The sequence below is a fragment of the Alteribacter keqinensis genome, from assembly GCF_003710255.1.
GTDB classification, from domain to species: Bacteria; Bacillota; Bacilli; order Bacillales; family Salisediminibacteriaceae; genus Alteribacter; species Alteribacter keqinensis.
Genome location: NZ_RHIB01000002.1, coordinates 287,328 through 313,631 on the forward strand (window position 1 = coordinate 287,328; position 26,304 = coordinate 313,631).

Genomic DNA, 26,304 nt, shown 5'->3' on the forward strand with positions numbered 1-26,304 from the left:
CAAAGATATTCAGATAGAAACGGCCTATGGTTTCGACACCGTTCGGGTGGTGACAGGCACCACCTCGTACCCCGATGTATTCTCCACCACGCTGTAGTCATATCCGTTGTCTGTTTTCATCAGTTTCAGGGATAGATATCCTTCTCCAAGCTTCACCCCTGTTACTTCTGCTTTCTCTACACCTTCTAAAAAGGCCGGGTTGACCGTGACGGTTTTTGAGACACCGTCGGGATTCAGACCCGTTACGGCCTGGGTGTACAGCAGTGCGGTTGCAGCTGCCCATGCCTGCGGGGAACAAGTAGTTGGATAGGGTACAAGTCCCTCACTCTGACGATCATGACCGCAGTAAAGCTCCGGCAGACGCTGGTCCTCAAACTCAAGAGACGCGTCAAGAAGCTGTTTCATTAATGCAGCCGCTTCATTTGTATATCCCTTCTTGCTCAGGCCGAGGAGGCACATGCCGTTATCATGAGGCCAGACACTGCCGTTGTGGTAGCTTAGGGGGTTGTATCCCTTTTCCTGATCGCTCATGGTGCGGATGCCATATCCGTTGTTCAGGTCCGGTGCAAACAAACGCTTTACAACAGAGGCATCCCTTTTTACTTCTGCCAGTAGCAGATGGCCCGGGTTGGACGTGACCGACTGAACCTGCTCATCGTTTTCATCGAGGGCCAGGGCGTAATACTGTTCTTTTTCCACCCAGAAATGGTTGTCAATCTCCTCCTGCAGCTTCAATGCTTCATTCTTCAGAACGTCGCTTTCATCCTGCCAGCCGATCGTTTCATAAATGGCACTCAGTCCTTTTTTAGCCGCATACACATAGCCCTGAACTTCAACGAGGCTGATCGGTGACGCGGCAAAAGCGCCGTCTTTATGGACCATGGAGTTTGAGGAATCTTTCCAACCCTGGTTCGGGATTCCTTTGTCTGCCTGTTTATGATAGGAAACAAAACCGTTCGGGCGGGCCGTTTCTTTTGAGCGGATCCAGGCAAGTGCCGCATCCAGCGACGGCTTCAGTTCTTTGATCAGGTCATCATCTGCCGTCCAGTGATAGTACTCTGCAGCGAGATAAAGAAACAATGAAGTCGCATCAACCGTTCCATAGTAAGGGGTAAACGGCGTCTGCCCGGTTGTGGACAGTTCTCCGAAGCGGAGTTCGTGCATAATTTTACCCGGTTCCTCATCACGCTCTTTGTTTACTTCTTTCCCCTGATACGCGCCCAGGGTGCGGAGGGTATTTTTAGCCAGCTCCGGCTTCGATGAAAGCATAAAGAGAGTCGTAATGATGCTGTCTCTTCCGAAAGGCACAGCATACCACGGCGTGCCGGCAACTGGAATGTCGCCGTAGCCGACATCCACAAGAAGCATCTTCATATCCTTGATGCCCTGCTTGTACATGCCGTCAAAAGCCGGATGCTTCATGCTCAGCTTCGGAAACGACGCTTCCCACTCTTCATAGCTCTTCACCAGTCTTGCTTTTGCTTCATCATACCCGATAGGCTCAGCCGATTGACCGTCATGGGCAGGCGTAATCGTAAACACGATGCTCGTTTCTTCCTGTGGACGGAGATTCATTGGAAAAATCAGATCCCCTTCTTCCACGCGGCCAGTTGCATCACTTTTCCAACGGATCGCAGTACTTCTTTTTACCCCGTCCTTACCTGAATAGTTCAGGGTGAACGTGTTTTCCCCTTGGGTGCTCGGCTGAACGTCTCCCGTTTCTCCGGTTCGGAAGCCTCTTACAATAAACATATCCTGAAAGTCAGCTTCAAAGTGAAATACCGCTTCGCAGTTGTACTCATATGGGAAATAGTTTTTGAACGTTACTTTTTCATACATCGTGCCGTTATGGATAAAAGGAGTGCGGAGGATTTCCACGGCGCCTTTATCGGGTTCTTCATGCATGAGGCGGAAGGATGAGAGGTTGTACCCTTCTTCTCTTGCCGCAAGCAGCTTTGGTTTTTTCCCGTTCACTTTAAGTGCGTTTGCACTGAGGAAGCGGGTATCCTTCGTGTAGAGCCCGAGCCCCGCTTCGTTTTGATCAGATGACACTTCCCCTGTGGAGCTGGTGATTAAAAATAAGTCATGATCTCGTACGACATGGGTGTTCATAGTGATACCTCCGTTTATGTATATCGTTAAATGTCCTTTAAACTTTCGAGGCTGTCCCAACAGATTACCGCTGGGACAGCCTCTAGTCTTTAGTTATTATTCAGCATCTTCCCGCAGCTCTTCAATTTCAGCGGCTGCATTGTTAAGGGTTGACTCTACGTCTTCACCGTTTACAACGATCTGCTGGAAGGCGTCGATGTAGATTTGCTCTGCATTTTCCCAGTAAGGTACGTTGCCGCGTGGTTCTGCATGCTCAAGAGCGTCACGGATCGCTTCAAAGTACGGCTCCTGGTAACCCTGAACAAGACCATAAGCGTCAGAGCGGACCGCCGGCCATGCAAGCTCACTTACAAGAAGCTCCTGCACTTCCTGAGACATAAGGAACTCGGCAAACTGAATCGCTTCGTCTACGTTCTCAGACCCCCGCGGAATCCCGATCACTTCGCCCCCAAGCGCATGGCTCATGCCTTCCGGACCTTCCCAGCCAGCATATGCCTGGATTTCATCTTTACCGTTGGCGTGGAACTCACCGATATAGAAAGGCCAGTTTTTGCCTAAGTAAATGCTGTCATTTTCAAGATACTGGTTCATTGTATCCCAGTTCGCTGTTGTGCTCTGCTCGGAAAGGTGCGGCCACAGCTCCTGAAGGAATGTCATCGCCTCAATACTTCCTTCATCGTTAAACTGGTGAGGGTCGCCGCCGGCAGAACGGATGAAGTCAAACATGTGAAGAACCGTGTCGTCTTCGAGGATCCCTTTGATCGCTACACGTCCCTGACCTGTTTCTTCTTCAAGCGCCTGAGCGGTTTCTAAAAGGTCATCCCAGTTCCGGGGTAAATCGATGCCGTACTCGTCAAACTTCTCTTCGTTGAAGAATGTAATTTCCACGTTCGGACGATATGGAAGGAAAAGAAGCTCGTCTTCGAATTCAGATACTTCCATCATGCCGTCGATCACACTGTCAGGCACAACATCGCGGTAGTCTGAAAGGTCTTCCACAAGGTCACGTGACACAAGGCCTGTGAGGTGGTTAACGTCCTGGGCAAACATATCAATTGTTACATTATCCGCGTCAATTTCAGCTGTAAGTTTGTTTACCAGATCGCCGCTTTCCACTTGAACGGCACGGACTTCAATGCCTGTCATTTCTTCAAAGGCAGGCAGAATCTCCGTACGGAACACGGCCCACTCGCTTTCACCAAGACCGAATGATACGTGAAGAACCCCATCTTCAGAAGGCTCCGTAACTTCCTCTTCTGACAGAATGTCATCGTCGCCGCCTTCTGTTTCCCCTGCTTCATCTGAACCCTGCTGGTCATCGCCACCGTCATTCGTGTCATCTGTACCGCCGCAGGCTGCCAGTACGAACGCCGACATTGTCAACACTGTTAAATACGTTCTCATCTTCTTCATTTTGCTTTCCCCCTGTTAGTTAAAATTAATGTCCGGGTCCGTCCGGGAGATCCCCTCTCCCGGCAGGCCCATATCTTACACTCCGGTTATCCTTTTACGGCCCCCGAGAGCATGCCTGATTTCAGGTAGCGCTGCAGTAGGAACGTAATGAAAATAACGGGAATGGTAAGGATCATTGAGTATGCTGCTGCTGGAAAAATACTGCCGTTTGTGATCACTTCATAGATTCTCAGCGGCAGTGTACCTGACTCTGTGGACAGGTAGCGTGCAAAGATAAATTCATTCCACGAGTTGAGCCAGACGAAAATCGCGCCGACTGCGATTCCCGGCATGGCGACCGGGAAGACAATTCTCACCAAGGCTGTAATCCGGCTTCCCCCATCAACCATAGCCGATTCCTCAAGGTCTTTTGGAATCATCATAAAGGTTCCGACCAATATCCAAGCGAGAAATGGCAGGTTGGGAATCAGGTGGGCCAAAACAAGACCGAAAGTGGAATCAATGAATCCCCACGAGATAAACCGTGTTGCGATCGGAAGCGCAATTCCCACATCCGGGAACATACGCGTGACGAGTAATGCCAGCACAACCGCATAGGCAATCATTCTCGGCATTCTCGATATCACATAACTTGCCGGTGCAGCGATAATGATTGCCACCACCGTTGTCAGACAGGCTACCATCAGACTTTTCAGAAGGGGCATGTACAGGTTGTTCATCGTAACCGCCCCGAACATCGTCTTCGAGGTGGTCAGCTCTTCCCGGAACACCTGGAGATCCTCCAGGCTCACCTGAATCTGCTTTCCTTCCACATCAAGTGAGCGGACATTTCTCGTGACCCCGTTCACCGTCAGGCTTTCCCCTTCACCGAACGTGGCTTCTTCTCCCTCTTCGTTACTGAGGGTGTACTCCCCGGAAGCAACTTCATAAATCGCCTGACCTGTATCGGTTGTTTTATCCGTCAGCAGGATGTTCTGCCAGTGCTGAAGGGTAGGCTGCTGAATCGTAAACGTCGGCCGGTCCGTCATCACTTCTTCCGGACTGCTCAACGACACTTTAAACAAAATATAGACAGGGAAGATCATGGCAAAAGTAAAGGCTAATAAAAGCGCATAAGATGTATACTTCAACAGTTTGTTATCCCTCACTGTGCCTTCCCTCCCTTAAACTTCTTCATTTCCACAAGGAGAATATAAAGTGTAATAAAAATCAGAATAATGACGAGGAGAATCGACGCTGCCGCCCCTGCCATTTCAAAGTTATTTCTTCTGAACTCCTCAAACGAGAACGTGGACAGTACAGGTGCGTTCCGACCCGCCATAACCAAAGGAAGCTCGAAAATCCGGAAGGCATCGATGGCCCGGAGAATAATCGCCATCGTGATCGACGGCTTTAATAATGGCAGTGTAATGTTCCAGAACGTTTCCCACCGGTTGGCCCCGTCAAGAGATGACGCTTCATACACGTCATCGGAAATCGCTTCAAGACCTGCCAGCAATAAGAGAATCGTAAGAGGAAGCACCTTCCACATGTCGGCAAATATAATCACAAAGAGTGTGTCAATCCCGCCTCCAAGCCAGAAGTTCTGATTTTCAATAAGGCCCAGGCGCAACAGCATTTCATTGAAGTAGCCGGTCTGGCCAAAAATGAAGAGCAGCGTTACCCCCGAAACGAGCGTCGGCACCCCCATGGGAATCAGCATCATCGTCCGGAAGAATCCCCGGCCTTTAAACTTCTGTTTTAAAATCAGCGCCACCACAATGGCGATGGATAATTGCAGGACAATCCCGATCAATGTAATAAACAGTGTGTTAAATAACGCGGCATTAAAGTTGATGTTATTGAAAATCGCCGTATAGTTCCCAAGGGTGAGCCCGCTCCCGCGGGGATTCTGAAAACTTAAGGAAACCGTGTTTATGATCGGTACGATTGTAAAGTAAGCTATGTATAACACGATCGGCATAAACATGGCGATTTCAAGCTTGTACTTCTTCATGAACCTCTTCAATCTCATCTTTCCCCTCCTGTGTTTCCGGTGCCTGTCACCACCCGTTTTTTGTCGAAACCCTAGTCTTTTCTTCGAAAATAAAGGCGATTAAATTGACCTATGAATGCGACAATTTTCGGGTGGTGACAGGCACCTTCTTGCCCTTTTTTTTGAAAAGCCTTTCATAAATAGGTTGATGAAATCCCATCTTTCTATAAACTTATGAAAAGCCTTTCAAAGTCTGGTAAAAAAATTACCGCTCTCTTACTGAGTCTCTCTCTATAATCTGATGGGCAAGATAGGAGCGCAGTGTTGTCTCTTCCTTCCCCTCAAGCTGTTCCATCATCTTTTCTACTGCCGTTTTTCCAATTTCGTACATTGGCTGGGCAACCGTAGTAAGCTTCGGAATGTACATACTCGCAAACTTCGTATTGTCATAGCCCATTATCGAAATGTCACCCGGAACACTGATACCCTCTTCATGTAGATATGTAATAGCTCCGACAGCCATTTCATCACTTGCAGAGAAAACTGCCGTCATATCCGGCTTTCTCTTCAGCAGTTTTTTCATGGCGTTGTAGCCATCTTCAAAACGGTAGCTTCCAAACTCCACCATGTTTTCTGCGTTAATCTGAAGTTTTTCTTTCATCGCACGCTGGAATCCATAGTAGCGGGTGGCGCCTGAAATGATATCAAAGGTCGGTCCGCTGATCATCCCGATCTTTCGGTGCCCTTTACCTATGAGATAGGTAGCTGCATCATACGCCGCTTTCTCATCGTCCACCTTCACAGACGGCAGGTTGTATTCAAGACTCTGAGTCGAAGCAAGTACCACAGGCAGCCCCAGCTGCTCAAACAGTTCGTTCAGTTCCGACGTCACAGGCTCACTGGTGAAAACAATTCCATCCACCTGCTTTTCTTTTAACACCTGCAGGTACTTAACCATCTTCTCCTGATCCAGGTCAGTATTACACAGGATCAGGTTGTAGCCGAAGTGCAGCGCCGTGTCCTCCATTCCGCGGATCACCTCGGCCACGTAGGCATTGGAAACATCCGGAATGAGAACCCCAAGAGAGTTTGTCCGTTTATACACCAACCCCCGAGCCAACGCATTTGGGTGATACTTAAGTTCTTTTATGACATTTAAGACTTTTTCCCGCTTTTCCCTGTTAACGCTTTCAGGAGAATTTAAAACCCTGGACACCGTGCTCATTGACACCCCGGCCTGGCGGGAAACATCTTTCATCGTTACTTTTTCCATAGGCAGTACCTCACATTGTTTATGAAAAGCCTTTCATAGATCTATACTAACTCATTATGAAATCGTTTTCAACCGGTATATACAAATTTTTAATAATAAAGACTGATTTGTTAGTTTAATAGGTGTGGGACTTTTGAATATCAAGGCTTTGTGTAAACATATGCCGGATTTCTGTTAAGGTAACCAGATTTGAATCCATACAATTCCAAATTATAGACCAAGAATACAAAATAGGCGCAAGGCACTATGTGCATTGCAGTGCCTGGCACCTATTTCACATACACCTGAAACAACACCATATGTCTTTTCCATGCAGCTCTGAATAACAAAGCCTGGGGATCCAGTTCACCTGGTAAAACAAACTCGTTATTATTTTCAGAAAGGACTTCGGTTTTTTGCCCTGTATCGTCGATATACAAAAGCTCCAGTGTATAGACCTCACTCAAGCTGCCGTCCATCGTGACGGAAAGAACATCTCCTTCATTTACTTCATAGATATCATACTGTGAGTCTTCGAGAATGCCTTTAGGCAAAATCTCTGCGCTATGACCCTTGTAGTCACTTTTTTCGAGGCCGGTGGAGAGGTACTTGGTTGATACAGTCGTGCCGGGCACTTCCTGGCCATTAATAAAAATGACCACATCAGGAAACCCTTCACTATCAATCTTCCTGAGATCCTGAACCACCTGATAATTAGAGATCCACGTAGGGATCAGGGTAAAAAGCAGCACCAGTGCAGTCACAGCAATCAAACCGCGTTTATTTCTTCTCCCCCAGGCATGGGGCCACTCGTCAAAAAAGAAGAAGAATGCTCCTACAGCAATCGCTAAATAGGTAAATTCATTGAACCCATCAAAGAGGATTCGGCCAATTAAAGCCGCACTTCCTATATGGATGGTAAAATTAACAGCGGTCCTTGATAATCCGCTAAGCCACATTGTTATAAAACCGGCCGCAACTGTAACAGGAACGGCAGTTAGTAAGATTACGGGAACAGCGTATAAGGAAAACCACAGTATATGAGAGAAACCGCCTCCTATGTCAGCCCCCCTTCCGCTGAATAAATGCAGTAAATGAGGCCAAATCAACAGCAAGACCATAAAAACAAGTAAACTTTTCAGTGTTACTAACCCTTTGTGTTTAAACATACTACCCCTCTTTTATGTATTCTCCATGTAGAACTTTACTACCGTTATATGGTGCCTGTCACCACCCGAACTTTGTCGAAACCATAGTCTTTTATTCAATAATTAAGTGCTGCTCCCACAGGAAATGGAAGCAACGCTTTTCTTTAGCGCATAGCTTTGGCTTTCTCTGTGTATTCAATTAGCTGTTCTCTCTTTTCTTCCATCGTGCCGGGAAAGTAATGTAACAGGAAGGTTTTATCAAAATAGGTGGGGGATGCAAGGGTATTGCTTAAGTACAGCGGGTAACTGCTCCAGGGATATTCTCTGACGGAGGTCACCATTTTCGCATTCAGGGGGTTTAGATGAATGTAACAGGAGACGTCCAGAATTCCTCTTCTACCCATCACAGGCTCTGAGAAGAATCGCTTTTCAAAAACGTGCCCTTCGTACTTATACTTTGTATTAAAATAGTTCGCATATTTTTTATTGACCAACGACATGACCTTTGAAACAGACTGTTCTTTTGAGCGAATAAGCAGATGAAAATGGTTGTTCATCAAGCAATAGGATCCTAACTGATAAGGAACCTTCAGAGAAACCTCACCCAGAATCCGGAGCATCTCGAGAAAATCATAATCATCAATAAATAACGGTTCTCTTCTGTTCCCTCTGCTCACCACATGATAGAACATCTCAGGAATCCACACTCTTTGTTTTCTCGCCAGTTATCATCGCCTCCCTTTTATTTTCACGTAGGGGCATAAATTCTTTTATATAGAAAATACCTATGAATCCGACAAATTCCGGGTGGTAAGTTCGGGGAGGTGACAGGCACCAATCAAACTATTGCTGTTCCTTCAGTCTTACTATTTCACTTTCCGCTTTGAACATACGTTTATTTAAAACTTGTACCTCATAGTCACGGCTGTCTAGCTTCTTTTTGATTTAGTTTAAAATCGCTTCAATGTCTTTAGGCTGATTTTCCTCCATGCGCTTGAGGGTAGCTTCAATTGTATCAAATCGCTTTAATTCTTCTTTTATTCCATCAAGCTGATTCAGACTGTTTTTGACATCCTCTTTAAGTCCATAAACCTGAGTGACATCTTTCTTTACTTGCGTTAGATCCTCTTCGAGTACATGTATCCGGGTGACGTCTTTCTTGACCTGCGTTAAATCCTCTTTTAGTCCATTTACCTGGGTGACGTCTTTCTTGACCTGCCCTAGATCGTGTTCAATATTTCCTAACTGAGCGGCAATTAAGTCCAGCTTATCCTCATTCATTTTTTTGCCTCCTTTTTAACTTCAAGTCTTTACAGCCGATCTCCATTTCCTAACAGTATAAGGAAGATAGGGAACGTCTTCAACAATAATTAATGGTACAGAGTAACGGAAAGCCAATGATAAAGAAGGTGAATATTCAGAGGTCGAGACGCAGGGGGAGAGGAATAGGTGCAGGTAGTCTTCATAAAAAAGTATACCATATCAAATACCAAAAAGAACACCCGTTCCCCACAACATTAGCTGATTGGTACAAAAAAAGCGCAGTTTCTGCATCAGAAACTGCGCTCGATCAATTTTTGAATAAAGGACTACGATTTCGACAAAGTTCGGGTGGTGACAGGCACCAGAAAAGGCACCAAAATCAGTATGCTTTTGTGGAGCCGCCGTCGACGACGATGGACTGGCCGGTGACGTAGGTGTTGGCGAAGGAACCGAGGAAGACGATGGCTTTGGCGAATTCACCGGGCTCGCCGTAGCGCCCGACGGGAATCGTCTTTTCGTGCTGCTTTTTGGCTTCATCGTAGCTCATGCCTAGTCTGTCTGCCCGGATCTGGTCGAGTTCGGCCACTCTGTCTGTGGCGATTCTTCCCGGACCGACTGTGTTTACGAGAATGTTATGCGCGCCATATTCTTTAGCCAGTGTCTTGGAAAGGCCGACGATGCCCATACGGAACGTGTTGGACAGAAGCAGACCTTCTACCGGCTCCTTGATGGAAGAGGAAGCGATGTTGACGATTCTTCCTCCTCCGTTTTTCTTCATATATGGCAGGGCTTCCCGGACGGCACGGACAAAGCTCAAGAGATTCAGTTCAAAGGCGGTCTGCCAGTCCTCGTCATTCTGGCTGTCGAAGCCCCCGGCTTTCGGTCCGCCGGCATTGTTGACCAATACATCCACTGTGCCGTACTCAGAAGCGGCCTGGGCGAAAAGGGCCTTAATGTCTTCCGGGTTTGTGACATCGCATTCTTTAAACGACGGCTTCACGCCGGTTTCTTTGTATATTTCATCTGCCGCCTGCTTGAGGCTTCCTGAGTTCCTGCTGGCAAGCGTGACGTTAGCTCCTTCGCGGGCAAAGGCAAGAGCCGATGCTTTCCCTAAACCTTTGCTTGAAGCAAGGACGACGACTGATTTTTTAGCCAATTGCAAATCCATGTGTATCTCCTCCTATGATGTTGTGCGGGCGGATTCATCGGGTTCCATGTTTCCGTGTTTCTTCGCCTTCTGCCACTGCCAGAACCAGACGATGGCGATGATTGAGAAGCCGATGACGTCCTGAATCACGTTTGGGTTCATGAACAGGAGTGAACCGCCGAACAGGACGAGACGCACAACCGGGTTCATGTAGGTGAACAGGTACCCTTCCGCTGCTGTACCGAGCATGATGACGCCGGCTACTGCCGTAATAACCACGAGCGTTCCGTCAACAAAGGACGTGTCGATCAGAAGGAGCGAATGGTTGTAAACGAACATGTACGGTACGATGAAGCCGGCAATGGCGAGCTTCAGTGACACAAAGCCGGTCTTCATCTGGTCTCCTCCCGATATTCCTGCTGCGGCAAAGGCGGCCAGAGCTACCGGTGGTGTGATGTTGGCAAAAAGACCAAAGTAGAACACGAACAAGTGGGCAACGAGCGGTTCAATACCAAGGCTGACAAGGGCCGGCGCTGCCATTGTTGCCGTGATAATGTATGTCGGGATTGATGGAAGTCCCATTCCGAGAACGATACACGCGATCATGGTGAACACGAGTGTGAGGAACAGACTTTCGCCACCAAGAGTGACAATGCCGTTTGCGAGCTTCAGGCCAAAGCCTGTCATGGTGGCGATACCGACAACGAGCCCTACGGACGCACAGGCAACCGCAACACTGACGGCCATTCTCGCCCCGTTCTCAAGAGCGTCAAGAATATCCTTCACAGACATGCGCGTCGTTTTTCTGATCATGGCAACGATAACCGTTACGATGATGGTTAAAAATGCGGAGAAAATGATCGTTCTTCCGCTGAAAAAGAGCATGTACATTAAAAACATCAGTGGAATGAGCAGATGACCGCGCTCTTTTAAAACATCCATTACCTGGGGCAGGTTGTCTTTTGAGATCCCTTTCAGCCCGAGCTTTGTGGCACGGAGGTGGATCTGGACAATGATTCCGAGGTAAAAGAGCAGTGCCGGAAGCAGGGCAGCCAGGACGATCTGGCTGTAAGGAATGCCAAGCATCTCAGCCATAATAAACGCGGCGGCACCCATGATCGGGGGCAGAATCTGTCCACCGACAGAGGCGGCACTTTCAACGGCACCGGCAAAGTTCCGGCTGTAGCCGATTTTTCTCATGAGAGGGATCGTAAAGGATCCTGTTGTTACAACGTTGGCCACGGCAGCTCCGTTAATGCTTCCTAAGAAACCACTGGCAATAACGGCAACTTTCGCCGGCCCCCCTTTAGTCTGCCCGGCAATGGCCATGGCCAGGTCGTTAAAGAACTGACCCATTCCCGATTTGGACAGGAAGGCACCGAACAAAATAAACAGGAAGATGTAGGTGGCCGACACGCCGATGGCAGTACCGTACACCCCTTCTGTTGTTACATACATAAAGTTTACGATCTCATCCCAAGTGTAACCCCGGTGTCTGAAGATCCCTGACATCTCACGGCCGAACAAGCCGTATAAAAGAAACAGAATACCGAGCACCGGAAGTCCCCAGCCGGTTACACGGCGGGCGGCTTCAAGAACAAGGATGACGAGCATGCCGCCGAAAATCAGGTCGTACGTGTTCGGCATACCGCCGCGGTTTACAATGCCCAGGTAATCTACAAAAATGTAGACGGTCGTGGAAAACGCCATGAGTGTAAACAGAATGTCGTACCAAGGCAGTTTCGTGCGGGATGCTTTTTTAAACGGCGGATAAAGGAGAAATACAAGGGCAAGAATCACGGCCACGTGAAGGGACCGGTGCTGCAGGGTCACCGGGGTGCCGAAGTAGGATGTATACATATGATAAAGGGATAAAAAGATCGCAAGCGCGGATACAATAATCGCTACTGTTTTGTTTGAAAAATTACGATAGCGTGACTCTGCGGAATATTTCTCTAACACTTTCTTTTGTTCACCTGTCATTTCAGGCTCATCGATAGATGTTCTTTTGTCTGCCATCACACAGTCACCTCTCTTCAATTACTAACTCAATCGCATGATGATGGGGCAAATCCTCAAAGCCTGCTTTTTTTGTGTCCCCGATGCGGACGGTATGCTCCGCGTTCCGGGAATGAAGCCACGTGATGCTTTCAACAGGCTGATCGATATCTTTCACCACAACCTTACCGTCTTCCACGGTCATTGTTCCTCCTGAAAAATCAACGCCTGCGCCGAATGATTCGAATTCGGTTTCAGTGAGGACCAGCTGTCCTTTTTCGGTAACGTCGTAGATTTCGCTCCACGGTGTTTTTTCAACGGAGTGGATCCAGCTGAGAGTAATCTGTTCGCCTTGGGTGATTGGTTCTTCAACGTAGATTTGGTCGTTTTCCTGATCGGAGATGACCAGGTAGAGTTTCTCTTCAGACTGGCACCCTCCTGTGAAAAGGAGAAGGAAGGCGAGTAAAGTTGTGGTCCTCATCATTCATCCCTCTTTATAAGGCAGAGAAAGGGTTTGCGCCTTCTCTCTTTAATAAAATCTACTTCCATTTAAATGATTTTAAATATGTTTTTCATCGTATTGACTGGTGAATCCGCCGGCTTGTCCTTCGCTTTCCGCGGTGGTTCCGGCGAGCCTCCTCACTCCGTTGCGGGGTCTCTCCCTGGCCCCCACTACCGCAGGAGTCTTCGGACATGCCGGCTTCATCACCTTTTTTATTAGTAATATCATTCTTGCTGCAGCATCTATTCTTTTTTAAAGAAGTTTCACGATACTGCACTTCGCTCTTACTTTAAAGGACAGCAGTTGAATAAACAGACTCCATGCCCTTCGCTTTCCGTGGCCGGTTGGAAGAAGCCCAGAGAAACACCCCTGCTTCATCCTCTTTCGGTAACACTTTGCAGATTTTTGCTTTGAAGCAACTCACAGCTCATTCGTGATGGAAACGATCATCCCTCCCACAGGAATCGCGGGCACTTAAGGTTTATTATCTTTTTAACAAAAGTAACTGTTTAGCAAATCATTGTTAGTCTTTAACAATGATGATTGGAGTGAATGCGCGACACTCCTGCGGGAGCAACGAGCGGTTACACCAGGAATATACTGCGAGTTGCTTCGACGTATATATCTACGTAGCGTTGCTGGTAGAGGAAGAAGCAGATATAAAAATTCCAGGAGGCTCAACGGCGCCCCCGCAGAAAGGGAGCGCAGTGAGCGTAAATCAACACCTGAGCTTAGCAATGTCTTCTAATGATTTTTTTCAGAGATTTACTCCAACGCGCCAACTTCTTCAAAGTATCGCTCTGCGCCTGGGTGAAGGGGTACCGGCATACCTGTTTCTACAGTATCAAGCGTGATGTCCTGGGCTGCGTTGTGGGACCCCTGGATGTTTTCAAGGTTATCGAAGAGTGCTTTTGTCATTTCGTATACTTCATCTTCAGAAAGATCATTGGATACTAAGAGAACGTTCATGATCGCGGCTGTCGGGATGTCTTCGTCATTGTTATACTCCCCTGCCGGAATCGTTTCTGCTGAGAAGAACGGATAGTTCTCCTCAAGGTACTCCATGGCTTCTCCTTCGATCGGAATGATTTTTGCATCGTGGGTTGTATCAAGGTCGATTACCGTTGCGTTTGGCACACCGCTTGTTACAAACGCCGCGTCGACCATGCCGTTTTTGATCTGGTCAATCGCTTCTGCATAAGACAGGTAGTCTTCATCGATATCGTCATAGGACATGCCGTAAGCTTCAAGAACCATACGGGCATTCAGCTCAACACCTGAGTTAGGGGCACCTACACCTACGGTCATCCCTTCCAGGTCTTCGATGGATTCAATTCCGGAATCTTCCGTTGTTACGACTTGTACAAAGTTTGGATAAAGTGAAGCCATGCCACGGAGGTTATCAGTCGGTTCCTCCCCATCGAAAGCCCCGCTTCCTTCATAAGCCTGCTGGACGGCATCTGCCATTGTAATCGCAAGCTCGGCTCTGCCATTCTCGATCAGGTTGATGTTTTCAACAGAAGCCCCTGTAGCCTGAACGGACGAGTCAATGCCAAGTTCGCTTTCAAGGATCGTGGAAATCGCTCCGCCAATCGGATAATACACACCGGATGTACCACCGGTGGCAACGGTTACAAACAGGTCATCAAGCTCAGCGCCTTCAGAACCTTCTGCCTCCCCGCCGCCTTCTTCATTGTTGCCTGTATCTCCACCGTCGTCTCCACACGCTGTTGCAAAAAGCATTGTCGCTGCGAGAACACCTAATAATTTCTTCTTCATGTTTCAGTCCCCCTTGGAATTTGTAGTCACTGTCTGAATAATGCAAGAGTTATGCCAACTTTAAAAAACCCTTTATGACAGCGCTTTCTTTTCGAGCGGCAGAAATTGCCCGTTAAAAAACCGGCAAAATCTGCCCCTTCTGCAAATTTTGCCGGTTTTTATCACTCTTCCAATGCTTTCACTTTATCTCTCAAGCTTCTTTCACTGATCCCGAGCATCTTCGCTGTATTTTTCCTGTGGCCTTCATTGTGCTCGAGGGTTGCCATGATAAATTTCGTTTCCAGCTCCTTCAAAGTCAGCCCCACATATTTCTCCAGGGTCCCTGAATCCTCAGACGGCATGGTCAGCCCCTGCTTGATGCCAGGGGGCAGGTCCGCCGCTTCAATCATCCCTCCGTCTGCCAGCACCATGGAGGACTCGATAATATTGGAAAGCTCCCTGATGTTGCCGGGATAATCATGATTCAGAAGCACCTTCTTCGCTTCCTTCGTAAACCCTTTGATGTCTTTACCCAGCTCTTTATTAAACAGCCGGATGAAGTGGTCCATCAGCGACGGCAGATCGTCTTTTCTTTCCCGTAACGGGGGCAGGGGAATCTGCAAGACATTCAGGCGAAAATACAGATCCTCTCTGAATTCCCCGTTTTGAATCACTTCTTCAAAGGATTTATTCGTCGCTGCTATGACCCTTACATCAATTTTTTCCTGTTTGTTCGATCCGAGTCTCGTGACCTGTTTATCCTGAAGGACGCGAAGGAGCTTTGCCTGTAGATTGAACGGCATATCACCGATTTCATCCAAAAAGATCGTCCCTTTGTCTGCGAGCTGAAACTTGCCTTCCTTCGCAGTAACCGCTCCGGTATACGCCCCTTTTTCATAGCCGAACAGTTCACTCTCGAGGAGCTGCTCCGGAATAGCCGCACAGTTTACCACTTCAAAGTGCTCCTTCTTTCTTTTCCCGGCAAAGTGAATCGCTCTTGCGACCAGCTCTTTTCCCGTACCGCTCTCGCCGGTAATAAGCACGTTCGTGTCGACTTTCTTCACTTTTTCAATCATCCTAAACACGTGCTGCATCGCTTCACTTTTGCCGATGAGCCCTTCATACCGGTACTTCTTCTCCAGCTCCTGACTCAGGTATTCCACCTGGTCACTCAGCTCCCGGTAGTGAAAAGCCTGTTCAATAGCAGTAAAAAGCTCGTCCATATTCACCGGTTTCGTAATATAGGAAAAGGCCCCTTCCTTCACGGCCTCCACGGAGGAAGATATTGTCCCGTAGGCAGTCACCATAATCACAATAACGGAGGGGCGTGTCTGCTTAATCTGCTTTAACACATCGAGACCGTCCACATTGCCGATTCGAAGGTCCAGGAGGCAAAGGTCAAAATGCTCTTCGGCAATCATGGCGAGCCCCTTCTCGGGATCGGTGGTCGTCACCACGTCATACGTATCTTCCAGAGCGAACGCCAGTGAAGAACAAATCGACGGCTCATCATCAATGATTATGACTTTCTTCATGTTTGGTACCCCCTCTCGACTCGGTCAAAAGCAAGGAAAACAGAGGTCCCCCGGCCTTCTTTGCTTTCAATCATCAGCTGTCCGTTATTATCCCGCACATACTGCTGAACGATCGCAAGTCCGAGTCCCGTTCCTTTTGCTTTCGTCGTAAAAAATGGCTCCATGGCCTGCTTTTTCTCTTCCTCACTCATGCCGATGCCTTCGTCTTCCACTTTAATTACAACTTGTCTGCCTTTTTGAAACGCCGCAAGCCTCAGCGTTTTTTGCTCTTTTGTCCCGCTCATGGTCATGGCATCGATGCCGTTTAAGATCAGGTTGATGACCACCTGCTTGAGCTGATTTTCATCGGCTTCAATATAGAGATCCTTCTCGGTTTCACACACCATATCAAACCCACTGTTGATCGCAGTTCGTTTAAAAAGAATCGTACACTCCTCCAAAAAGGAGCCTGCTTCCATGATTTCTTTGTTGATCTGTTTCGGCTTCGCGTAATCGATCAGGCCTTCAATCAACGTATTTACCCGCTCAATCTCCTGGGGTACGTAAGTCGAAACCTCCTTTTGAAAACGGGGGTTGTTGTACTTCCTCGGAATCAGCTCCACGAACGTTTTAATTGAAGTAAGGGGATTTCTGATTTCATGGGCGATCCCCGCCACAACCCTGCCGAGGGCCTGGTTTTTTTCCTGCTCAAACATCTGCATTCGCAGCTTTTTCTCTTCCGTTACATCCTCAAAGGTGACGATGATTCCCGTTGCTTTTTTGTTCAGGTCATAAAGGGGGTACACATAATACCGGAGGAAATAAAGACGTCCGTCGTCACGCTTCCACTCCGCATCTTCCCCGAGGTACAGGCGGCTTGAATCAAACACGTGCTCAAACTTGTCCTTTAACAGCTGGTTTAAAATCCTCACGTCCTGATAGTGCATGGAAACAGCGTCCTCTTTTATTCCCGCCATTTCCCCTGCTTTTTTATTAAACGACGTAATCATTCCCTCTCGGTCAACCGTCGCAATCCCCCGGGGACTGCTGTTGAGGATCTGCTTTTTAAACTCATCGCTGCTCTGGGTCTGTTCCACCTGATGCTGGAGGGACTGATTCAGCTGGTTAAGGACATTTGTCTTTTTATTGACTTCCCGCTGCAGCTGTCTGTTCCATTTCACCCCGATGAGAAAAAGGATAAGCGTCAGAATAAGAAGCGTCCCGATAATCTGAATGATCAGCCAGAGTTGGTCAGCCAGCTCGCTTTCCCCGGCAAACCAGTTCTCATAAAGATCGTTATACGTCCCGTCACCCCGGACATCCCTGAGCGCCCGGTTGATCTGGTCCATCAGTAAATAATTCTCGCCCTGAACCACCATGGAATATTCCACCGGCAGCAAATAACTGCCGATCGTTTTATAGTCGTCACGGACTCCCTGCCGCTCAAGCTCATAGTCAGCTGTGAGCATATTTCCCACAAAGGCGTCCGCCCTGCCCGAAATAAGAAGGTCGATCGCACTGCCCGGCGTGCTCGCCGTATGGTAACGAATCCCCCGGATATTGCGGAGAAATTCATACTCAAGGGTGTCCCGCTCAAGGGCCGTGATCACCTCGCCCAGATCAGCCAGGCCGTCAACCTTGTCATTGCTCTTATGTACAAACAGCCCCACCGACGTACTGATGTAGTCGTCCGTGAACTCCACGGACCGGGCATCTTCATCATTAAAATAACCGCTCAGCATCACGTCAATGGTATCGTTTTCAAGAAAGGCCACTCCTTCTCTTCTGGGCACTTCTATATACACAATGCTCCGGCCCATCCGCTCTGCCACCTCGTCCATCACATCAATGGCAAAGCCCTTTCTCACGCCATCGTCGTTAAAATGAAGCGGGGGAAGCTCAGGGTCATAGCCGACTCTGAGCGGTTCGCCGGTTTCGGCACTCACAGACATACTAAAGGTGCCCACTAGTATGAAGCACAAAAAGACGATTATTCCCTTCATCATGGCCACCTCTCATTCATTGCAGTTTATAGTTTTAATCCTAACGTATTTTTGTGGATTTTGGAAATCGGTGCCTGTCACCACCCGAACTTTGTCGAAACCGTAGTCTTTTATTCGAAAAAAATGGTGCCGGGCACTGTGTGAAATCGTACACAAAGTGCCCGGCACCATCCGGTCATTTAAAAAACCAACTCTAACAACCAAAACAACAGCAATCCTACAATACTGAAATCAGAATCACTGAAAGTAGTCTGAGTGTAGCCAACTCGATTCATTACTGGCATAAGGTTCAGGGACAAAAACGTAATGAGCATACCGTGGGCAAAAGCTCCAACGATGGCTCCCCTGACGCCTCCCATCACATATCCGAATACGCCAGAAGCACCACCTGAAAAGAAATGTGCAATAATTGCTGGCAAAACGATTGCCATATTAAAACCAATCAGGATGCCCATGGATACAAATCCCCCTGCAAGGCTTGCAGCAAAACCCATTACCGCTGCCGCCGGTGCGTAAGGAAAGATAACCGGGCAATCCATGGCAGGGATGGCCCCGGGAACTAGCTTGTCTGTAATTCCTTTAAAAGCGGTGAGTACTTCTGTAAGAACCATCCTCACTCCAATAATGATAATATAGATCCCTGCAGTAAACTTAACCGATTGCATAACAGCGTAAATGATTACATTACGGCTGCCTGATTGTTCACTTAATATATCCATGCCTGCAAAAACCCCTACGAAGATGAAAAAGGAAAGCATAAACAATGTAATTGTTACGTTCATGTTTGTGAAAAAGGAAAGAGAAGACACGGTTTTCTCTGACCATTTTTTCTCACTTGGCTTCTTGGAGGCAACTGCTTTTCCCAAATAACCGGCAATCACGTATCCAATCGAACCGAAGTGTGCGATGGCAACGTTCTGATCAGGGATAACCTTTCTCATCATAGGCTGGCATATAGCAGGAAAGAACGTCATACAGAGAGCAAGTACAACCCCTCCCACCAGCACCTGAACCCAGAGCACCATTCCGGATCCTACCATAATAATTGCCATTAAAGAGGCCATATACAAAATGTGGTGGCCGGTAAGGAAGATAAATTTATAAGGACTGAACCGGGCAATCAAAATATGTACAATTAAACCTGTAAACATGATCATGACGATTGTCTGCCCGTAATACCACTGAGAAATTCCTGCAATCATTTCATTATTAGGGACAATTCCGCTTACATTAAATGCACGCTCTAACAACACGGTTAACCGGCTCAGCTGTTCGATAGCCAGATATGCTCCAAACTGTAAGATCACATAACCTACGATTGCTTTTATCGTTCCTTCAATCACAAAGGGAAAGCCTTTCTTTTGTACCAGCAACCCTAAGAACGAAACAAGCCCTATTATGAGTGCTGTCTCTCCTACCATTTGAGAAAACATAGTCTTACCCCTCTATCCTTTCACTTCGTTTACAAAAGGGTTTTCTAATAATCGGGCTTTAAGCTCTGCCTCTTGCAACAAGTTATCTATAAAAATTGTTGAACGGGCATGACCCTCTACCTTACTCTTCATGTAACTCACACTTATAGCAACGTCCGGATGGACAGAAGGCAGCGTCCCGAGGTCGATCTGCTGAACGTATGCGCTGATTCCAATGCTCTTTAACACGTTCTCGGTTTGAATCTTTAACCATAAGCTTGTTCCCATTCCCTGTCCGCATACAACGGCAATTGTTATCGGCTGTTTCATTGGTATCACCTAACCCTCACTGTGAAAAAACTTTCAAAATGTCCCATGAATGTTTAGCCTTTCGCAGTTGTTCTTTTTTATCGTTTTTTATAAGTTCCTGGAAGAGTTGCTGAAGAGCTGGTACGTGACTCGTTTGATCAGGTGAAGAAAAAGCAAACACATAATAAATAGGATCATTCCCAGCATGCCCAAAAGTAACTCCTTCATCAAATCTTGTCATACTTAATCCGACTCTTGGGAAATGCGCATCCGGTGCAGCATGTGCCAGGACGATTTCAGGAACTACAGCCATGTAGGGGCCTCTCTCATACAAAGCTTCAATAATACACTCTTTATACTTCCCGTGTACCAATCCGCTCCTTTCAAGAGGGGCTGTAGAAATAGCTATAGCTTCCTGCCAAGACGATGCTTTTTCATTAAGCTGAATCATATCGGCAGTCAGAATGCCTTCCAGGGATCCAAGTGACATTGGAATTCCGGTTCTGTTTTTTTTCAGTAACAGATCGACCTGCTCGATCATTTCTCTTGTCAGCGCTTTCGAATCTTTGATATCACAGTGTTTTTCGATAAGCGGCCATACAGTTTCATAAATCTCCTGTGAGGTAGATTGGGCTTTCCCTTTTACTTCAGCATATCTGGAAAGTCTCTCATAATCTTCTGGCGGCAGTAGAGGATTTACTTTTAATACGGGAAGAAGCGGACTTTCAATATCAATTGTGCTTACAATCAGATCAACTTCTTCCCACTTGTCTTCTTTTTGAAAACGCTGGTACGATAAAGTCTCAATTATATGGATACCTTCAAAAAGAGACGTGATACGGTTTTTCAATAAGTTTGCCGTACCAACCCCACTGTTACAAACAATCATAATACGCAGAAGCTTGTCCTCTTTTTCTTCTCCAACTATACCAACCGCACTTCCATAGTGCATCGCTATATAAGCGACCTCTTCTTGGGGGAATTGGACTTGATACTCCTCTTCAATCATTGAAATTTCGGATTTAATCGCTTCAAAAAGATTGTAGAATTCCTGCCTTATATCTTCAAGAAGGGTGTTGTTTTCTGTCATCCCGTATTTGGCCCTGAATATGGCAGGACGCATGTGCAGGAGAAGACCGTGGTAAAGGTTTTCCTTCTTTTCAAAAGACAGTCCCAGTCGCCTTTCGATAGCCTTGGTCATCTCCATAATTAACTGCAGCAACCCTTCATCTTCATCCCGTGACAACCCTGCTATTTTGTTTGAAGGAGCATTTTGTCCGCCCATCAAATGCAGTGTAATGTAAGCCACTTCCTGTTCAGGAATGTGAATATGGAAATACTTTTCCAACTGAAAAGCTAAAAGTTGACCAATATGAAATTCCCGTTGCTTCAGGATAGCAGAAAGATCTCCTTCAGGCAGTGTAAAGGAATTGGAGGAACGAATTCTTTTTAATACCATACCGATGTGCATATATAACGCCAGCCGGCTGTCATCGCTCAAGGTAATTTCCTTCCAAGACAAAATCGGCTCGACGATTTCTTTAATTTCTTCAACTTGAAGTTCATCTACAATATGGGCCATTGATTTGGACACAGAAACTTGTTGTTCAGCTGAGCTCTCATAGCGCTCGTGGTTTCTCGCTACCACCTGGATTAATAGAGGGTCCATTGTCTTACATGTATGAGACAGAGCACTTCGAATCAAAAGCTCTTCTCCTTCTATCCAGATGCCTCGTTTCGGCTTCTTTACCATCTTGATGTCAAATGAAGAGAGGTTTGTCTCACATAAAGTAAGATCCCGCATAATCGTGCCTCTGCTTGCTTGAAACAGTTGTTCAAATTTACTAATTGTTGTAGGTTTTGAAACCGTTAACAATTCCAAGGTCATGAAGTTAATCCGCTCATCTCGACTGAACTCATAATGGGTAAGGTCAATGGATTCCAAGTCTTCTCTAAGGAATGCCCTCTTCACTTCATTAACTTGTAACAAATAACCGAGGTTAGGTTTTCTCAAGAGTTCAGGATATTGCAGCTCCTTCAGCCACATGTTCAAAAACTGAATATCTTCACGAACTGTCCGCTCAGAACAAGAAATGAGACTGGCGAGCTTTTTTGCTGTAAGAGGTGCTGTAGCTGTTAAAAGCTCCTTCATGATTAAAAGTCTTCTCTGATTAAACGGGACCATGTTAAATCATTCCTAACGTCGTTTGTGAGATATTAACAGAGTGCTGGTTAATTCGCAGCAAGCCGTTCAGCAGATCCATATAAACAGAACTTACCCTGCTGCTCGGGCCTCCTTCTGTATGAAAATGCTTAAACCTAAGCTCTTTCTCCAGTCGGATAATTGCAGGGTTTTGATGAACAACCTTCGTTGCCAGCTCGTGATCTTTTTCTGAGAAGCACTCAACTGCATCCTGAAAATTCTGAAAAACGTCTTCAAACAATATTTGGATGGACTCTTTTTCCCATTCACTCAACAAAATATCGTTCCCCTCGAGCTTAATCGACAATGAAGATAGTTCATTTATTATATCAGATATTCCTTCTAAGTCATTATTCACATATAACATTTGTAAACTTTCACGAGACTCATCGTCCGTTAATTTTTTCTCTGTAATCTCTTGAAGATAATGATAGATCCCTCTGTATAAATGATCAATCCTTTTCTCTTCACTTTGAATTTGCTGCCTTACTGCACTTCCTTCCTCTACATAAATGGGCAGGAGTGGCTGAAACATGCGCTCACTGATTTTTTCAGCCATATACTGGAGCTCTTTTTGAGTGTTTAAAAGGGCAACCGTGGGGAAGTTCAAACTATTCTTATCAAGATACTTGAAGTCATCGACTGATTTTTTATCCTTAATAAGCTTTGTCATCCAGTCTGCAAACAAGTTACAGAAAGGAAGAAGGATCAATAAGTTCACAATGTTGAAGAGCGTGTGAGCATTGGCAATCTGCCGTTCTACAGAGCCTCCCATTGTTTGAAGGACCTGAATAAACAAGAATGTAGCCGGGATAAAAACAAGAACTCCTATAATTTTAAACAAAGCATGGGCTACAGCCGTCCGTTGGGCATCCTTTGATGCATTTAAACTTGAAATAAGCGCGGTTATAACGGTACCGATGTTGGCTCCGTAGACAATAGCAATGGCTGTTTCCATACTCATGGACCCACCAACGGCAAGGGTCATAGCAATAGCAATAGTAGCAGCACTGTTTTGAATAATAGCAGTAAACGCAGTAGCAATTAAAATAGTAATAATAGGGTTACTTGTAGCAGAAACAAACCAGTTCATAAACTCGGGACTTTGCTGGACAGGAATCATGGCATTTGTCATGAGTGCCATTCCAAAGAACACAAAACCAAATCCCAGAATAATGTTCCCCACGTGCTGTATCGTTTGGGTTTTTGCAATTAAAAACATTAATACTCCCAGACTGACAAATACGAGAGCATAATCTGTGACCTTAAAGGCAATAAGCTGAACGGTCAGCGTCGTTCCAATAGCCGAACCAAGTACTACTCCCATCGACTGGCGGAGTGTCATAAGACCTGCATTCACAAATCCAACGACCATTACTGTTGCCGCACTCGATGATTGCAGTACAGCAGCCAAAACCATCCCTGCCCCAGAACCGTATACCTGGTTTTTTGTTACTCGTTTTAAAAATGATTTCAGCTGTTTGGAAGCTGACTGTTTTAATCCATCACTTGCCAGATGCATTCCATATAAGAAGATTCCAAGCCCGCCGATAACGCCTAGAATAATTTGTATTAAGTCCATAAACTATTACTCCATTCACGTAATTAAGTTAATTCGTTTTACAATGTTAACGATATGATCAGCCGCCCTTTCAATGTATCGGCTTATTAAAAAATACTGCATAAAATCTTCTATATATTGTGGGTGTTCCTGTATCAGCTGGGGAAGCTCAGTTCGGAAATGGTGGAAAGCCTGATCAACAAGTCTGTCTGTTTCAATAATGGTTGTTGCCTTTTCCTCATCATATATTTTGAGTATGGACGTACACATTTCGTGCATGCGGCCGGCATGACCAAGCATCTCAATCACCGTTGTTGCATAGGACCTTGAATCTTTATGGTTCAAATGTTCACATGAAGCCATCATATTGACCATCTGGTCGCCTATTCTTTCCAACTCCCCGGACATTCGCATGATTGTCGTCAGTGCTTTTATTTCATTCGGTAAAGGAGTCTGAATGATAAACATATTGAGAATACCCTCTTGAATCTCCTCATATTTTTCATCAATATCACGATCCAGCTTTTTCACTTTATTAACATGCGTCGCTCCGTGAGCAACTACGCTTTGAGTCAGCGCGAATTGTCCCTCTGTCATCTCGGCAAGAACGAGCAGACGGTCGTGCACTTTGTTCATTTCATATGAAAAATTCTTCATTATCGGTGCCATTCACTTTCCTCCTGTCTATTTTTACTACTACACAATGAAGAAAAGCCCGACATGGGCTCTCATCTGATAGCAAATGGGCTTCAACGCCGGACTTCATCATGTTACGTTGCTGATTTCGTAAACTTATTCATTACAATCGGTGAAAATAATGAAAGTACTGTCAAAACAATTAGAACAATACTTATCGGACTTGCCACAAGGGCCAGAGGGTCATTACCCGAGATAACCAATGTACGCCTGAAACCTGATTCAGCAAGAATACCAAGAATCAATGCAAGTACAATAGATGCTGAATTGAGGGTGAATTTCCTGAAGAAATAACCAATCAAACCGAAGATAAACATAAGTATGACGTCAAAGAAGTTATTATGAATTGCATAAGAACCAATCACACTCAGGGTAAAGATAATTGGAATCAGAGCACCATCAGGAATCTTCGTTACACCAACAAAATATCTTGCTCCATATAACCCGAGAAGAAGCATGACAACGTTAACAAAAACAAAACCGGCTAAGAAAGTATAAGTTGTATTTGCGTGAACCGTAAACAAATCAGGACCTGGCTGAAGACCGTGAATCACAAGTCCCCCTAACAGTACGGCTGTTACACTTTCACCAGGAATACCAAGAGTTAATGTGGGTATTAAAGAGGAACCAGTTACACTGTTGTTGGCTGCTTCTGCACCGGCAACCCCTTCCTGAGCCCCTTTCCCAAACTCATCTTTGTTTTTTGAAAAGCGCTTCGCCTCGTTATACCCAACGAAAGCCGCAATGGTAGCCCCGGCCCCGGGCAGCAGACCGATAATTGTACCAATGATGGACGAACGCCCCAGGGTTGTTTTCATCTTCTTTATTTCTCCCCAGGTGATGGTGGAATTGTCCTTAACCTGGTTTGTGATCCCGGTATTTTTCATCCTTTTCTCAGCCATAATCAGTACTTGTGACATAGCGAAAAGTCCGATAAGAGCTGGAGTAAATGGAATCCCGGAGATCAATTCGTTCATCCCAAAGGTAAACCGAGGCATGCCGGTAATCGGATCAAGACCAATCATGGCAAGAACCAGACCAAAAGCACCTGCCAATAACCCTTTCAGCATAGAGCCCGTACTTACACCCGCGATAATTGTAAGTCCAAATACAGCTAACCAGAAATATTCAGCGGGTCCAAAGCGAAGAGAAAGCTGAGCCAGAAGCGGCGCAAATCCATAAAGTGCTACTGCACTCACCATAGCGCCAGTAAATGAGGCAACGGCAGCTGTCTTAAGGGCCTTCCCTCCCTGTCCCTTCTTCGTCATTTCATATCCTTCAATTAAGGTAGCTGATGCCGCCGGAGTACCAGGAGTACTGATCAGAATTGCAGAAATCGATCCCCCAAAAATAGCACCGCAGTATATTCCGATCAGCATAATCAATCCTGTTGCAGGATCCATTGTGAAGGTCATTGGAATAAGGAGTGCCACACCCATTGCCGCAGAAAGACCCGGCATGGAACCGATTACGACCCCTAAGGTTGTTGCTAAAACAATCACGATAATATTCTGCCAGCTGAGGGCATTTACAAACCCTTGCAGCATTACTTCAAAATCCATTGTTCTGCCCCCTTATACCAAAATTCCCGAAGGAAGAGGTACATTTAAAAACTCACTGAAGATTAAGTACAGCACGAGTACAAAGGATGGAACTGCAATAGCAATTGTCTTTACTGTTGCACGTAAAAACACCATCGTCCCCACTAAGTAAACAACTGTTGTCACAAAGAAACCAATCTGATTGATTAAAATAAGATATAGAAAACTAAATACCAGAACGCCGATGAACCTCTTCCAGTGAATATGGCCAAAAAGCTTTTTGTACGATGTATCAGGTTTTTTGATAAAAGTTTGAATAAGCAATAATAAGGCCAGTCCAACCATGATACCGATAATAAACCGAGGGTACATTTGTGCCCCTTCAGGAAAAGACAACGTCTGATAAAAGAAAACAGCTCCGATTACGATAAATACTACAGCAACCATTCGGTCGGTATTTCTCACTCATCTCACCCTTTATATAAAGGCAGGGGATC

General features: G+C 46.2%; 21 protein-coding genes. All 21 read right to left on the reverse strand.

Annotated elements, in window-relative coordinates; translation table 11 throughout:
- Positions 1-24 precede the first annotated feature (24 nt).
- Positions 25-2,112: an amylo-alpha-1,6-glucosidase gene (locus EBO34_RS12915; protein WP_122899196.1), complete on the reverse strand. Its 2,088-nt coding sequence runs from the start codon at positions 2,110-2,112 to the stop codon at positions 25-27.
- A gap of 96 nt (positions 2,113-2,208) precedes the next feature.
- Entirely contained in the window at positions 2,209-3,525 is a 1,317-nt protein-coding gene (locus EBO34_RS12920; RefSeq protein WP_122899198.1) for a sugar ABC transporter substrate-binding protein, read from the reverse strand.
- Between the two features lie 86 nt (positions 3,526-3,611).
- A complete protein-coding gene (locus EBO34_RS20930; protein WP_249414089.1) occupies positions 3,612-4,673 on the reverse strand; it encodes a carbohydrate ABC transporter permease in 1,062 nt (353 codons plus the stop codon).
- Positions 4,670-5,539, reverse strand: a complete 870-nt coding sequence (locus tag EBO34_RS12930; protein WP_122899200.1) for a carbohydrate ABC transporter permease — start codon at positions 5,537-5,539, stop codon at positions 4,670-4,672. Before EBO34_RS12930 ends, EBO34_RS20930 begins: the two co-directional genes overlap by 4 nt.
- A gap of 226 nt (positions 5,540-5,765) precedes the next feature.
- The gene (locus tag EBO34_RS12935; RefSeq protein ID WP_122899202.1) at positions 5,766-6,773 is read right to left on the reverse strand and encodes a LacI family DNA-binding transcriptional regulator; all 1,008 of its coding nucleotides are present in this window, start codon (positions 6,771-6,773) and stop codon (positions 5,766-5,768) included.
- A 269-nt stretch (positions 6,774-7,042) separates the two neighbouring features.
- A complete protein-coding gene (locus EBO34_RS12940) occupies positions 7,043-7,921 on the reverse strand; it encodes a hypothetical protein (protein WP_122899204.1) in 879 nt (292 codons plus the stop codon).
- A 143-nt stretch (positions 7,922-8,064) separates the two neighbouring features.
- The gene (locus tag EBO34_RS12945) at positions 8,065-8,592 is read right to left on the reverse strand and encodes a transposase (RefSeq protein ID WP_249414090.1); all 528 of its coding nucleotides are present in this window, start codon (positions 8,590-8,592) and stop codon (positions 8,065-8,067) included.
- Positions 8,593-8,845: 253 nt separating this feature from the next.
- Positions 8,846-9,181: a hypothetical protein gene (locus tag EBO34_RS12950; protein WP_122899208.1), complete on the reverse strand. Its 336-nt coding sequence runs from the start codon at positions 9,179-9,181 to the stop codon at positions 8,846-8,848.
- 361 nt (positions 9,182-9,542) lie between these two features.
- Entirely contained in the window at positions 9,543-10,331 is a 789-nt protein-coding gene (locus tag EBO34_RS12955; RefSeq protein ID WP_122899211.1) for an SDR family oxidoreductase, read from the reverse strand.
- Positions 10,332-10,343: 12 nt separating this feature from the next.
- On the reverse strand, positions 10,344-12,329 hold the full coding sequence (locus EBO34_RS12960) for a TRAP transporter permease (protein ID WP_122899212.1): 1,986 nt from the start codon (positions 12,327-12,329) through the stop codon (positions 10,344-10,346).
- Positions 12,330-12,336: 7 nt separating this feature from the next.
- On the reverse strand, positions 12,337-12,789 hold the full coding sequence (locus EBO34_RS12965) for a DUF1850 domain-containing protein (protein ID WP_183163867.1): 453 nt from the start codon (positions 12,787-12,789) through the stop codon (positions 12,337-12,339).
- 786 nt (positions 12,790-13,575) lie between these two features.
- Positions 13,576-14,589: a TAXI family TRAP transporter solute-binding subunit gene (locus tag EBO34_RS12970; RefSeq protein WP_122899216.1), complete on the reverse strand. Its 1,014-nt coding sequence runs from the start codon at positions 14,587-14,589 to the stop codon at positions 13,576-13,578.
- A gap of 161 nt (positions 14,590-14,750) precedes the next feature.
- Positions 14,751-16,103, reverse strand: a complete 1,353-nt coding sequence (locus EBO34_RS12975) for a sigma-54-dependent transcriptional regulator (RefSeq protein ID WP_122899218.1) — start codon at positions 16,101-16,103, stop codon at positions 14,751-14,753.
- Entirely contained in the window at positions 16,100-18,088 is a 1,989-nt protein-coding gene (locus EBO34_RS12980) for a transporter substrate-binding domain-containing protein (protein ID WP_122899220.1), read from the reverse strand. The genes EBO34_RS12975 and EBO34_RS12980 overlap by 4 nt, the downstream gene beginning before the upstream one ends.
- A gap of 176 nt (positions 18,089-18,264) precedes the next feature.
- Positions 18,265-19,518 carry a PTS ascorbate transporter subunit IIC gene (gene ulaA, locus EBO34_RS12985; RefSeq protein ID WP_122899222.1) on the reverse strand — a complete coding sequence of 418 codons (1,254 nt, stop codon included), beginning with the start codon at positions 19,516-19,518 and terminating at the stop codon, positions 18,265-18,267.
- 12 nt (positions 19,519-19,530) lie between these two features.
- Positions 19,531-19,785 (reverse strand): PTS sugar transporter subunit IIB, encoded by a 255-nt coding sequence (locus EBO34_RS12990; RefSeq protein WP_419466033.1) that lies wholly within the window; start codon positions 19,783-19,785, stop codon positions 19,531-19,533.
- A 58-nt stretch (positions 19,786-19,843) separates the two neighbouring features.
- Positions 19,844-21,991, reverse strand: coding sequence for a BglG family transcription antiterminator (locus tag EBO34_RS12995; RefSeq protein ID WP_122899226.1), 2,148 nt, complete (start codon positions 21,989-21,991; stop codon positions 19,844-19,846).
- A gap of 1 nt (position 21,992) precedes the next feature.
- Positions 21,993-23,591 (reverse strand): Na/Pi cotransporter family protein, encoded by a 1,599-nt coding sequence (locus EBO34_RS13000; protein WP_122899228.1) that lies wholly within the window; start codon positions 23,589-23,591, stop codon positions 21,993-21,995.
- A 15-nt stretch (positions 23,592-23,606) separates the two neighbouring features.
- Positions 23,607-24,239 (reverse strand): phosphate signaling complex PhoU family protein, encoded by a 633-nt coding sequence (locus EBO34_RS13005; protein ID WP_122899230.1) that lies wholly within the window; start codon positions 24,237-24,239, stop codon positions 23,607-23,609.
- A 101-nt stretch (positions 24,240-24,340) separates the two neighbouring features.
- The gene (locus EBO34_RS13010) at positions 24,341-25,828 is read right to left on the reverse strand and encodes a tripartite tricarboxylate transporter permease (protein WP_122899232.1); all 1,488 of its coding nucleotides are present in this window, start codon (positions 25,826-25,828) and stop codon (positions 24,341-24,343) included.
- A 12-nt stretch (positions 25,829-25,840) separates the two neighbouring features.
- Positions 25,841-26,272, reverse strand: a complete 432-nt coding sequence (locus EBO34_RS13015) for a tripartite tricarboxylate transporter TctB family protein (RefSeq protein WP_122899234.1) — start codon at positions 26,270-26,272, stop codon at positions 25,841-25,843.
- Between the last annotated feature and the right edge of the window lie 32 nt (positions 26,273-26,304).